General features: G+C 65.4%; 13 protein-coding genes. 3 read left to right on the forward strand and 10 right to left on the reverse strand.

The genetic code is table 11. The features are described from left to right. Positions 1-643: 643 nt before the first annotated feature. The 5 genes from HNR51_RS03820 to HNR51_RS03840 all read right to left on the reverse strand — a co-directional run bounded on the left by HNR51_RS03820 (position 644) and on the right by HNR51_RS03840 (position 2,627). On the reverse strand, positions 644-934 hold the full coding sequence (locus tag HNR51_RS03820) for a hypothetical protein (RefSeq protein ID WP_081435465.1): 291 nt from the start codon (positions 932-934) through the stop codon (positions 644-646). Positions 935-1,091: 157 nt separating this feature from the next. Beyond that, a complete protein-coding gene (locus HNR51_RS03825; protein WP_182554027.1) occupies positions 1,092-1,301 on the reverse strand; it encodes a hypothetical protein in 210 nt (69 codons plus the stop codon). A gap of 178 nt (positions 1,302-1,479) precedes the next feature. Further along, a complete protein-coding gene (locus HNR51_RS03830) occupies positions 1,480-1,677 on the reverse strand; it encodes a hypothetical protein (protein WP_012456575.1) in 198 nt (65 codons plus the stop codon). Beyond that, positions 1,674-2,018, reverse strand: a complete 345-nt coding sequence (locus HNR51_RS03835; RefSeq protein ID WP_239681675.1) for a VOC family protein — start codon at positions 2,016-2,018, stop codon at positions 1,674-1,676. Before HNR51_RS03835 ends, HNR51_RS03830 begins: the two co-directional genes overlap by 4 nt. A gap of 369 nt (positions 2,019-2,387) precedes the next feature. Continuing rightward, complete coding sequence (locus HNR51_RS03840; protein ID WP_081435433.1) at positions 2,388-2,627, reverse strand: hypothetical protein; 240 nt, start codon at positions 2,625-2,627, stop codon at positions 2,388-2,390. Between the two features lie 272 nt (positions 2,628-2,899). On the opposite strand from HNR51_RS03840, the gene HNR51_RS26635 reads away from it, so the two are divergent. Beyond that, positions 2,900-3,337, forward strand: coding sequence for a C40 family peptidase (locus HNR51_RS26635; protein ID WP_239681674.1), 438 nt, complete (start codon positions 2,900-2,902; stop codon positions 3,335-3,337). 282 nt (positions 3,338-3,619) lie between these two features. Beyond that, complete coding sequence (locus HNR51_RS03850) at positions 3,620-3,952, forward strand: hypothetical protein (RefSeq protein WP_182554506.1); 333 nt, start codon at positions 3,620-3,622, stop codon at positions 3,950-3,952. A gap of 355 nt (positions 3,953-4,307) precedes the next feature. On the opposite strand, the gene HNR51_RS03855 is transcribed toward HNR51_RS03850, so the two are convergent. The 3 genes from HNR51_RS03855 to HNR51_RS03865 form a co-directional block, all read right to left on the reverse strand. After that, on the reverse strand, positions 4,308-4,589 hold the full coding sequence (locus HNR51_RS03855; RefSeq protein ID WP_182554029.1) for a hypothetical protein: 282 nt from the start codon (positions 4,587-4,589) through the stop codon (positions 4,308-4,310). Between the two features lie 223 nt (positions 4,590-4,812). Next, entirely contained in the window at positions 4,813-6,141 is a 1,329-nt protein-coding gene (locus HNR51_RS03860) for a hypothetical protein (RefSeq protein ID WP_012456580.1), read from the reverse strand. A gap of 367 nt (positions 6,142-6,508) precedes the next feature. After that, a complete protein-coding gene (locus HNR51_RS03865) occupies positions 6,509-7,195 on the reverse strand; it encodes a hypothetical protein (protein ID WP_182554030.1) in 687 nt (228 codons plus the stop codon). Between the two features lie 99 nt (positions 7,196-7,294). On the opposite strand from HNR51_RS03865, the gene HNR51_RS03870 reads away from it, so the two are divergent. Next, the gene (locus HNR51_RS03870) at positions 7,295-7,681 is read left to right on the forward strand and encodes a hypothetical protein (RefSeq protein WP_182554031.1); all 387 of its coding nucleotides are present in this window, start codon (positions 7,295-7,297) and stop codon (positions 7,679-7,681) included. 209 nt (positions 7,682-7,890) lie between these two features. Here HNR51_RS03870 and HNR51_RS03875 read toward each other — a convergent pair whose 3' ends face one another. Next, on the reverse strand, positions 7,891-9,234 hold the full coding sequence (locus HNR51_RS03875) for a Hint domain-containing protein (protein WP_182554032.1): 1,344 nt from the start codon (positions 9,232-9,234) through the stop codon (positions 7,891-7,893). A gap of 928 nt (positions 9,235-10,162) precedes the next feature. Continuing rightward, positions 10,163-10,567, reverse strand: coding sequence for a cupin domain-containing protein (locus HNR51_RS03880; protein WP_182554033.1), 405 nt, complete (start codon positions 10,565-10,567; stop codon positions 10,163-10,165). Positions 10,568-10,797: the final 230 nt, after the last annotated feature.

A 10,797-nucleotide genomic window follows, 5' to 3' on the forward strand; every position in this document is an offset into this window, starting at 1 on the left:
GGGCTCACCCCGAACGCGTTTGCAACCCGGCCCAAACAGGACCAGAACCAGAACAGACTCTAGTTATGAACGGGGGAAGACAGGGGGCAAGGTCAGACAGGGGCCAAGGTCACGCGCGATCCTCATGCCGCAGGACGCGCGGCGTCGGCGAGCAATAGGGCTGTGGGCGGGGAAGCGGTTGATCCGCAAGTTCAAACTTCGACCTGCGTTGGGCTCCTCACCTCGAGGATCCATCTGATTAAAGCGATAGGAGGCGGATTACATCAACGATGACACCAGCGGCGGCAGGAGCGTTCTAGGGACGGATGGCCGTTGAAAGCCACCACACAGACATGGTACAAAGTGGCCTCGGCGGGGTTCGCCAACGCATTGATCTGAAAGGAACTTGTTGCTTGTAAGCCCAGTCCTTTCCTGGGCACCAACTGATCTCCAAGTGATCGAGATCGTTGGTCTTCTAAATTTCGATCCCGTACCTTGTCGAAGGGTGCGGGATTTTTTCTTGCCTGGCGTGGCAGCTTGGCCCGGTTGCGGTGCGCGTGGAGATCGCGCTTTCCCGGTTTGCATCGGCCCACCCTGGCTGGAATCTCAACGAAAAGGGCCGGCGTCACGCCGACCCTTCCATCGTCATCTTAGCGTGGATCGTTCAGCGGCCTCCGGCTGCACCGCGGGAGCCCGTCCCTGTGCCGGTGCCCATGCTGCCGCTGGAGGTCGTGCCGGCAGCACCAGGGGCCGCCGGAGCCATGCCGGTGCCGGTCGTTGCGCCGGTTGCCGATCCCGTCGAGCGTTCCATGCTCTTCTCGGAATTGCTCTTCACGCTGCCCGGGTTGTTCATGTTGCCCTCCGCGCTTCCACCGCCGGCCGCTGTCTGCGACAGAGCGGCCCCGGAGAGAGCGACGGTAAGCGCGGCGGCAAGCGCCAAAGTTTTGGATCGCATGGCGGTTTCCATCCCTGTTTGTCGTTGAACAGGACAAACGCCGGGTGGGTCACGTTCGTTCAGGCCGCCATCCGAAGGCAGGCAGCGAAAGCGCGTTAGGGACGCAATTGGAGTGGGTGGCGCGGTGCGCGGCCGTAGCCACCGAGATCTCTCCCACTCAGCGAAGGGTGGGAGATTCATCGGGCTTTAGCGGGCGCTCTTCACCTTCGGGGCCGCCGGCCGAGACGTGAGTGTTCAGGCGGTCCAAGTGCTCGAAAACGTGCTCGAACGCATCTGTCACGGCCTGTTCGAAGGAGCCGTCGGCTTTGCCCCGAGACTCCTTCAGGGCGCTGAGAAGTTCGTGGTGCTTTGCGGTATCGCTGGACATGGCACATCTCTCTGCCGGCCTCGCGCCGGCTCAAGGAGCCAAGTGTCCGCAACGGGGCCGGTTCCTGGAGCGGTCTCGCTTTGAAGGTCCCCCACGCCGCCAGCGCCGATGACGCGTCCGAGCGGGGGCCACAAGCAGGGGGTGATCCCCTGATTGCTGTGCAAGATCGCGCCCGCCGCTACCGGCTTCCGAACCCTGTCTCGTTGCGCTCGATGGCCTTCATGGCCGCCTCAAACGCCTTGGCCTCGCTGGTGAAGGCGCGGTCGGAGCGTTCGGCCAGCTTGCCGTGTTTCCTCAGTGCCCAGCCGAAGTGACCTTCGGGCTTGTTCAGCGGCTCGACCGTGATGGAATAGGGGTGTGGAACTTCGTTGGTCATGGCGCGGTATGGCACGCCGGCCCTCGGGTCACCAGTGCCGCGTCTGGAAGGCCTTCGGAGAATGCAGCGGCGACGAAGGCGTCGACCGCTGCCCGGCTCTCAGCCTCGAACGCGATGTGGATGCCCGTGCCACCCGAGGCGTTCGAGATCACGCGCCGGCTGTCGCTCGACAGCCAGAAGAACGGTTTACCGCCCGTTCCATATCCGATGCCGTGATAGCCTCCCGACTGTTCCGGCCTGACCTCCATCACTGTCGAGATGCCCAGCGGCTCGAGTGCGGCGTCATGGAAAAGCTGCGCGCTTTCGATGTCGCTCGGGCTGATGCTCATATGGTCGATCATGTCCACGGACCGATCGGCCGGGATCTCTCGGGCTTGTTGGGCCTTGGTTATCGGCGCATTGCGTCACAACAAATTGGTGAGACGAGGCTTGGCGCCGAGCGGGGCTGAAGCGGGTGGGATGGAAGTGCCAAGTCCCAGGCTGCACGGCCGACGGCCGCTGCGGCGGTGTCAGGCTCTACGTGGACCCTATCGTGGAACGCAGGGGCAGGGGCGCCCCCACCCGATCAGACCAATGGGCAGGCTCTCCGAGCCAAGCGACCATACCAGCAAGACGGCCCGAGCGCGGGCAGCGAGGCTCTTGGCCATGCCCACCTCATAGACAGCGGAAGCTCGCCTCAATCCCGCCTGTCACCGCGCTCAGGCGCGATATCATGAGCTCAATCCTGTCTCTGCCTGCAGGTGGGCTTCGACTTTCCGGATCACGCCGTGAGGATCGTGACCTTTCGCTTCGGCCAAGAGCATCAAATCCGTGACGAGGTCGATGATGTCACATTCTCCGATCACGTCCGATGCTCGTGGATGACACCAGCGCCGGATGCCGGAATGCTCATGCAGGTAAGCGTCGAGCGCTTTTTGCGCGAGTTCAGCGTGCTTCACTTTGTCCGGCATGAGGGTTTGCTTCCTACCCCCTGACGCCGGTACCGGGGCGAGATGGCCGGCGGGCAGTCCGTTAACTGCAGATGACTGTTCCTGTTCATTTTCAGAGTGGTGAGGCGCCAAAGAACAGTGATCTGATTGGCGAACACTCTCGCTTCTACCCCTTTCGGGGGATCCAGGGAGCGGCAAATCTATACCGGTGGTCGGAGCCCTCCCCTCAGTTTGCACCGCCAGGGTCCGAGAGCCGGGTAACGCCACGGGCAACGGGTAATGCCCCGCGCGTGGTGCAACGCTTCGCCGACGCGATCTTCTCCGGCATCAAGCAGGACTCGGTGGCGTGGTGCGCGGCCGCAATCGGCGCCATGCTGAAGCGGGCCGGCCACAAGCCCTCGGTCAGCCTCGCGGCGCGGTCCTGCGAGGCTTGGGGCGTCGGGCTGGGGGCGGCGACGGTGGGCGCCATCGCCACGAAGAAGCGGGGCGACTCGTCCTGCGAGGGCCTGTCGGCTTCGTCGTGGGAGCCGACCCTGGTCCCTCTGCTCGGCAGTCGTCATGGCGATGCGTGGCTTATCGCGGCCGTCCCGCGCAAGGCGTTCACCGCGTTCCGCTGGCCGACCGACGTGCCGCTGCCGTCGCCGCACAAGCTGCCGACGACAATCGCCAGGACGCTCGCATGTAAGTCGAAGCCTGAAGGCGGCGAGCCGGTCACGAGGGGCGACCCCTGACCGACCCGCCTATCGCCGGCCAGACAAAGTCAGCGCGGCGGTGACGCTCTCTGCACTGCCACGGTTCGGGGTGCAAGGTGTTTCGGGCTGCGCAAGCAACGTGAGAGCCCGGAAGCGTTCCGCGGGAGACAGGGGCACGGAGCACGGCGCGTGCCGCATCACCAGACAACACGCGGTGCCGCTAAGACCGACGTTATTTTGCATAAATACGCTCCGCAGCCCGTTCCATACGCGCCGCGGATCGGTAAGATCATGCAGGGGTGTGACGCGCGAGAGCCAACGATGACATCAAGACTGCCGGAAGGTGCGAAGCCGGGCGATATTGTGACGCCTGACGGCCAGATCCTCTGCCGTGATCTCGAGTTGCATGAGTTCGGCTATTTCACGGTCACCTACGAACAGGCTCAGGTCGCGCGGAAGCATGGCTGGGGCTGCCGGGCCGGCGTCGTCCTCGATGGGGAGCATTCCGACGAGTGGAGTTGGGATTACGCGGAGGAAGAGCGCCGCACGGCGCTCGAGAGTGGCGATGAGCCGCCCCGCGTCCGGATCTATCGCGAGCCACCGGCTTCCTGTCCGGTCGAAACGCCCCTCTCGTGTCGCCTGGACAGCAGGTAAGCGAACGAGGGGACGCGCCGGCCGCTCGCGAACGGGGCGAACGCGGCAGCCGGCGCGCTCGCGGACGGGAGCCCTGAGGCTCAACCGCCGCGATTGGAGTCCATCTTCATCAACGCGGACGCTGGTCGGCGCTTCCAGTTGACGCAAGCTTTGAAATGAGAACGGCCACGGGAGCTGGAACGAAGGTGCGCGTACATCCGGCGTCACCGCCACTCCGGCATCGTGGCCGTGTCCGATCAAGCGAGGGAATCGCGATCGGCGTGGACCTTATTTGGGAGCCGTATCGTCAACGATCAAGGGCAGCCCCGCGAGACGCGATCTGCACACGAGCGGACGGGGCCTTGAGGCTCCTGCGCTATCGCGTTGGGCCGCCCGAGGTCATGCCGTAGTTGGGCACGTAGCGATCATTCAGCTCCGCATTGCCCTCCTTCGCCGAGCGATCGACGCCGCGGCTCCGGCCCGTACCGATCGAGCCGGTCGTCAGGTCGTCGTAGGCGTTCGGAGCCGGGCGGTCGGTGAAGAAGCTGGACGGTTTCTCGCCTCGAACTGTTGAGATGCTCTGGGCAAGAACAGGAGAGGATATCGCGCTGACACCTATGACAATCGCAGCGATGGCGGAATTAAGGCGGGTGTTCATGACACAACCTATCAAGGTTTGCGCGGTCTCCGTCGAATGGCGGCTGGCCGTGACTTGTTGCGTTCGCCTGAATTAGGATCGGGCATCCTGAAGCGCCGTGCCATTTGGCACTCGTCATCGCTGGTGTCCGCCTCAGCGAATACGCTGGATGCCCGGACGCCTTGCGAGCCGGATACGACAGGGAATGTCGGCTCGCGCGACGCTCTGACGCTCGTCCCGGCGGTTAAGGCGTCGTGTTGCCCGTCACCGCTCCCAGAAAGCGGGCGTTGCCGCCACTGTCGATCGACGCCACGTCCTGACCGTTCCAGCGGAGCTTCATGCGTTTGGCCGTCGTATCGTAGCGCCAACACACGTTGAATCCGGCAAAGCAGACCTGCTGGCCAGCCGCCATCACGACCGCCGTCGGACTTCCGCCCTGGGGCGCGATCGTCACACCCTGCGTATCGATGACGGATTGCGTGCGTGATCCGGTCGCCTGCAGCGTCGTCTTCGAAGAGACCGACGCATCGCCGATCATGGCCTCGCTGAAGGTCGGATTGGCAAGGCCGATCAGGTTGGACAGGATGCCGTACTTGGTCGAACTATCCAGCCCGATCAGCGCATCGGAGGCAAGGTTCAGCCCGTTGAGACGGATGCCCCAGATGGTCTTGAACCTCTCCGTGTTGTCGGTGGTGATATCGAGGGCTTGCGTCGCTTTGTTCGGGCCGCCCATGCCGAGGCGGAGCGCTGTGCAGTAATGTCCGAGTGGGCAATCCGCGCCGGAGAGGTTTGAGAAATCCATTTCGGTGTTGATGTTGAAGTTGGTCGGCGCGCCTGGCCGCATGATGAAGTTGTTCGCCTGGGTCCAGGCGTTGCCGGCCCCCGGCTCGACCTCGTTCTCGAAATAGGCCGTCAATTTCGCAGCGATTGCGCCGCGATTGATCCACTTGAGCTGACAGGACCCGTTCGTGACGACGGCGCCCTTGGGGTTGTTCTGGTCCGGCAGCACCGGCATGGTGGGGCCCGATATACATTTCGACGCGACCCGGAAGACGTTGTCACCGTCCTTGTTGTAGACGTTGGTGCCTGCCTCGTAGGGGGTGCGTGGCTTCCAGTCGGTGAGCCGACCTGTCTTCGTCGTCATGCTGAGCGCGAGGAGCTGCTCCTCGGCCTCTCCATCGAGTTGGGACTTGCCGGAAATGACCACGCTCGCCCGCTGGTTTTGGTCGGTGATGCCGGGAATACAAGCGAGGCCGGGGCAATAGGCAACGCCCATGCCGGGCGAGATCTGCACGGCATTTGGATTGATCGTGCTTTGAAACGTCGTATCGAGTGTTCCGATTCCGGAAGAACGAAAGGTGTCCGGGGTCAGCACCCAGCCCTTGGAGGAGACGCATCCGAGCGGCACCATCGCCTTGCCGTTCCGCTCTCGCACCGCGATCTGCTGGCACGCGCCATCCTTCTCCATTCCGATTTCCGGCAGAGTGAAGCTCTGCGCCGAGGCCGGCTTGGGCAGCGCCGGGATGAGGAACGCGACGACGACCGCGATAGTGGCGTGGATGGGGTGATGCATGTCGGCGATGTTCGGCTCGGCCTGAGGATGGTCACGAGAAACTCGGTGGCCGGCGCATCGGTCAATCCAAGGATCCACTCTACGGACACGGGCAAAGAGGGGCCGATTGCTCAGGCCCCATGCGATGGTCCAGCTTCGCAGTTCGATCGTATTCCGACGAATTGATCGCCGGTGCGTCAGAAATGCGCGTCACCACAAGGGTCTTGAGAAGCCGGCGCGTTGCGGTGCGGTCGGATGCAGCTCCGGTTCAGGGGGCGTGTCATGCTCCACCCACGCGCTCGACGCCCCCGTGTTCGGCAGCGCCTCGGGAGGCACGCGCCTTCCTGAACGGGCCGCCTCGCAGGGGAGCGACAGCGCGGCCCTCGTGTCAGGATCGTCGGCGGCCCCCGGAGGGGCTGGCACCCGTCGCGGGCGCCGCCGCCTCCCATTCTCGGTCTCGTGCGCGCTGCAGTTCGGCGCAGACCCGCCCTGCCCTGGTCTCCGGCGCGGTATCTTCCTCGCGCATCGCGGCAACGGGCAGGCTGCGCGGCGGATCGGGCAACAGGGTGAGGACGAGGGCTGAGACGATTGCGTCGAGATCCGCGGCCGCGATCCCGAGCGCCCTTATGGCCTCCGCACGCCGCATCGAGGCGAGATCGGCCCAGGTCGGACCGGGCGGGCCGAACCGTTCGGCGACAGTCCCGACGAGAGGAAGCGGTCCCGCCGGCAAGGCACGGAGCCGGTCCAGCCGGCGCCGGTCGGTCGCCTCCCCGTCGTGGGCCGCCCGCGCGCCTGGAACGCGCCGGGCGAGTTCGCCGAGCACGTGAGCCCGGATCGTCAGGACACGCACCGGGCCGATCTTGCGCACGGCCATGAGCTCGGCGGGCGTGGCGCGCGCGAGCGCTCCCATATCCGCAAGGCCAGCCTTGCGGAGCCGGGCCCGGAGCGCGGCGGTCAGCAAGCCCCGCCCGAAGCCGCCGGCCGCGAGGCGATCGATCGCCTCATCGGACAGGCCGTCGAAGAGCGGCAGGCGTGCGCAGGCCTCGCCGAAGAGGGTCTCAGGAAGCGGCATCATGGGTCACGGAAAGGCTCCTACCCGAGCGCCCGCGATCGGCAAGGTCAAAGCAACCTTGCGCCCCTATGCCGTCCGTCCCGCCAACAGCCGGCAGCCGTCATGCTTCCTCCCGAACGCGCATCCGATCCACTTCCGCCCGAGGCCGCCGCGTGGCGCAACGCCTTCGGTGCGCTCCGTCCGGGCTCCTCGCCCTGCCGCTACCTCGGCGCCACCGCCTGGGCGAACATCCACGACGCCTGTACCGACTTCATCGAGCGCTACGGGGCCGAGGCCGTGCGCTTGGGCTGGACCGCGCCGCAGCTCTTCGGCGTCCATCCCGAGCACGGCACGTTGCGCGTCGATTGGTGCGGCGTGTTGATGATCGGCGGCCGGAAGGCCACGAATATCGAGGCGGGCCGCATCCTGTTCGACAACACGAGCGGCTACCGCGATCTGCCCGGTCTACCGGTCGGGATGCCGATCTGGGAGTTCGCCGCTCGGAGGTAGAGGGCGCGCATTCCGGCAGGGTCGTTCCGGCGATTCACAGCGCTGCGCGGCGGCTTTCGTCGAGCACCTCTGTGAGGGCGCAGCCCTGCTTCCGGATGGAATCCCCTCCATCCGCCGGCTCCTCTGAGAATGGGGGCGCAAACGGAAAACCCCGCCTCGGCGGACCGAGGCGGGGCTGTCGAGGACGTGCGACGTTCAAGCGCCTGCGATCAGCCGTTGGCGACGAGCCGCAGAACCGGTGCTGCCAACGAGACGGCGGCGTTCACCGGCATCGGCTCCGACACGGTCTCGACCGGGTAGCCCAGGAACCAATCGGCCTGGAACGACAGCTCGCGGCAGACCGGCAGATGCGCCTCGCCCTCGGTCCAGCGCTCCTGGCCGTTGGGCTCGACCGCGTTCCAGCCTTGCGCCAGCTGCGCGTCCGCCATCGCCACGGCGGTGCCGTCGGCGCACAGCTCGGACACCCGCACGCCGAGCGTCCGGCGATCCTCGTTCTCGGCGATCCAGTGCGCCGGCACCGAGCTGCGCGAGCGCAGAACCAGCGTCTGCGTGCCCTCGGGCACCGCGAAGGTGAAGCGGCGGTTGTCGATCGAGGCCGGGGTCAGCACCTGGCCATCGGCCACGACCTGCAGGCCCGGATCCTCGACACGGCGCGCCCCCAGATGCTTGGCGCGGGCGATGAGGATCGCCTTGACGCCGTGCAGGCGCGGGCCGGACAGGGCGTGCGGCGCGAGCAGGGCGACGGGCGCCTTGTCGCCGACGCGGTGGCCCCAGCCTTCGGCCCCCTCGAAGAAGGCGTGCATGCCGCAGTCGCGGTAGCTTTCGGCCGGCGCGCCTTCGGCGAGGAGGGCCTCGTGGCTGTCGAGTTCGATGTGCCAGTAGCCGACCGCCTCGACCGGCTCCTGGCGGATGGTCGCGCCGTTGATGAGGTGCTTGGCGGGGACGAGGACGTCGTCGAACACGAGGCAGTGGTCGGGCGAGACGAGCAGGTCGCGGACCGGCACGCCCATGGCGAGGGCGCCGGCGGTGATGCGCACGGGCCAGACGTCCTGGGGAGCGGCGTGATCGGCCGCCTCGACGAGGCGGTGGCCGATCCAGCGGATGGGCTTGTGCGCGCCGGAGGCCGTCACGGCGAGATCGCCGATCTGCAGATCCTCGACGGCGACCTCGCCGCGCTCCGTCCGGATCCGCGTGCCGGTCACGAAGCAGACCGGAGTGAAGTCGCCGAGGGTGGTCTCGGAAAACGCTTCGGTCCCGCCCTCGGTCAACGGGGTATTCGAAGCGATATATGCGGCGCCCGTTCCATCGCTGTTTTCGGTGAACACGATCTGATTGGGATTATCCAGATTCGTCGCATAAGCCGTGAACTGATCGGTCCCATCGGTTGACGTGAAAGTAACGGGGTCTCCAACAGCGTTAATCGTGCCATTGAGTACGTAGGGCCTGGGGTTGTTGTCATTATTTTCGAAGACGTCTCCCTGTACGCCGTCGTTGTCGAGAGAAAGATAATCGACCTCGAAAGTCAGGTTATTGAAGACGATGGGAAGCGCCATGACGAGCTCCGCTTTGATCGCGCGTTGGGCTGGATTTCAGCCCGGTCGGTACAAGATGCAGCTGACCGCGATTTGCACCAAAAAGATAAAGCGCCTCGAAGACGGCAATCAAGCTGCTTCATCATGTAGAATATTATAGAATGATGTATTGTGAGAAGTATCTTGTCGGGCGTGGTATGACTGTAACATCTATCCGAAAGGGGTAGTACGTATGTGTTGCGGATAGATGGTTTATTCGGGCCTCGCTGATCTGTGACATTGCCTCTGGATCGTGCAAAGGTCGTACTTCAGGCGACTTCTGTTCGGGAGCTCGCCCGAGATCTCGTGACGCGTCGGCCCAGATTGAGCGGGGGCTTTGGAGGCAATCGAGCCGGCTCCGCTCCGGCAATCGCCAGATCCTTCCGTCTCCCACCGATGGCCGAGAGGGGGCTGCGCTGGCGATCGCCGGAGCGATCTCTGAACACGGCGCGAAAAACCCCGCGCCGGCTGGCCGGGCGGGGCTGGAGAAGGTGCACGCTGGACTGATGGCGTGTGGCGCATCAGTGAACGACGATGTGCCCTCGGTCCATCCCTGTGGCACGCCTGACGGAACACGATGTCGTCACCCGGGGCGGCTGGCGCTCCCGGTGCCCGCGTCACATCCTTCGCTGCTCGCCGTGCTTGGATCGATAACGAGCAGGCGTAGGCGTCCTCGGCCCCGCCTGCCGGCCGGTTACCGCCTCTGCCCAGCGATGACAGGGCGGCGCCTGTCGAGGCGGCGATGTCCTGGCATGCGCCTTCATCTCGGATGTGTCCGTGCCTCTTTCCTCAAAGCGGCTGTCGAGCGCCAGCGACGGGGCAGGCCGCTGCCATGCGGATCCAATGCCCCCCCCATGAAGCCGAATCCCGCCACGAGAGCGCCGGGGCCTGGTCTTACGACTGCGGCGCCTCAGGGCACCGGCACTTGCAGCGGCTTGCCGGTATCGACGACATAGACCGACAGAATCTTGAGCGGCTTGTCGCCGACGACGGTGTAGCCGGCATGGGGCACCTCGCGCTGGTTGATGCCGTGTTCGCCCGCGGGACGCTCTTTGGCTTCCTTGCCCAGCACCTGCGCCGTGCCGCTCTCGAGCACGTAGAAGGCCTCTTCGCCGTTATGGAAGTGGCGCCGCGATGTGGCGCCGGGCGGAATCTCGACGAGCTGAACGACGATCTCCTTGCCCTCGACGCCCGAGACGGGCGACCGCCCGAGTTCGGTCCGCTTGACCTCCTGGGCGAAGCAGGCCGGTGCGAGGGACATCGTCGCGAGGCTGAGGGCAGAAGTAAGGGCGAAGTGAGCAGCGTGGCGTCGCATTGATTTCTCCCAGTCCGGTCCGAGCCTACCACGGCAGCCGTGGCGCGGAACGTTCACCTCAAGGCTCGATCCGCGAAGAGCGACGATCGGTTCGCAGGCGCAGCGGTCGCTGGTGAGGCCGCTCTCAGCGACAGCCGCTTCGGGGGCGTATCCTGGATGAAGCCTTGGCCTCATCTGCGGACCGCTTGGCAACGGATGAAGCCGAAGCACCCTGCGCGGTGTCGGGGCCG

It is taken from the genome of Methylorubrum thiocyanatum, assembly GCA_014138645.1.
Taxonomy (GTDB): domain Bacteria; phylum Pseudomonadota; class Alphaproteobacteria; order Rhizobiales; family Beijerinckiaceae; genus Methylobacterium; species Methylobacterium thiocyanatum.

What these genes read in the sequence shown, in the direction of transcription:
- HNR51_RS03820 (WP_081435465.1), bottom strand. Translation starts at nt 934, where the DNA reads ATGCGATCCAAAACTTTGGCGCTTGCCGCCGCGCTTACCGTCGCTCTC.
- HNR51_RS03825 (WP_182554027.1), bottom strand. Translation starts at nt 1,301, where the DNA reads ATGTCCAGCGATACCGCAAAGCACCACGAACTTCTCAGCGCCCTGAAG.
- HNR51_RS03830 (WP_012456575.1), bottom strand. Translation starts at nt 1,677, where the DNA reads ATGACCAACGAAGTTCCACACCCCTATTCCATCACGGTCGAGCCGCTG.
- HNR51_RS03835 (WP_239681675.1), bottom strand. Translation starts at nt 2,018, where the DNA reads ATGATCGACCATATGAGCATCAGCCCGAGCGACATCGAAAGCGCGCAG.
- HNR51_RS03840 (WP_081435433.1), bottom strand. Translation starts at nt 2,627, where the DNA reads ATGCCGGACAAAGTGAAGCACGCTGAACTCGCGCAAAAAGCGCTCGAC.
- HNR51_RS03850 (WP_182554506.1), top strand. Translation starts at nt 3,620, where the DNA reads ATGACATCAAGACTGCCGGAAGGTGCGAAGCCGGGCGATATTGTGACG.
- HNR51_RS03855 (WP_182554029.1), bottom strand. Translation starts at nt 4,589, where the DNA reads ATGAACACCCGCCTTAATTCCGCCATCGCTGCGATTGTCATAGGTGTC.
- HNR51_RS03860 (WP_012456580.1), bottom strand. Translation starts at nt 6,141, where the DNA reads ATGCATCACCCCATCCACGCCACTATCGCGGTCGTCGTCGCGTTCCTC.
- HNR51_RS03865 (WP_182554030.1), bottom strand. Translation starts at nt 7,195, where the DNA reads ATGATGCCGCTTCCTGAGACCCTCTTCGGCGAGGCCTGCGCACGCCTG.
- HNR51_RS03870 (WP_182554031.1), top strand. Translation starts at nt 7,295, where the DNA reads ATGCTTCCTCCCGAACGCGCATCCGATCCACTTCCGCCCGAGGCCGCC.
- HNR51_RS03875 (WP_182554032.1), bottom strand. Translation starts at nt 9,234, where the DNA reads ATGGCGCTTCCCATCGTCTTCAATAACCTGACTTTCGAGGTCGATTAT.
- HNR51_RS03880 (WP_182554033.1), bottom strand. Translation starts at nt 10,567, where the DNA reads ATGCGACGCCACGCTGCTCACTTCGCCCTTACTTCTGCCCTCAGCCTC.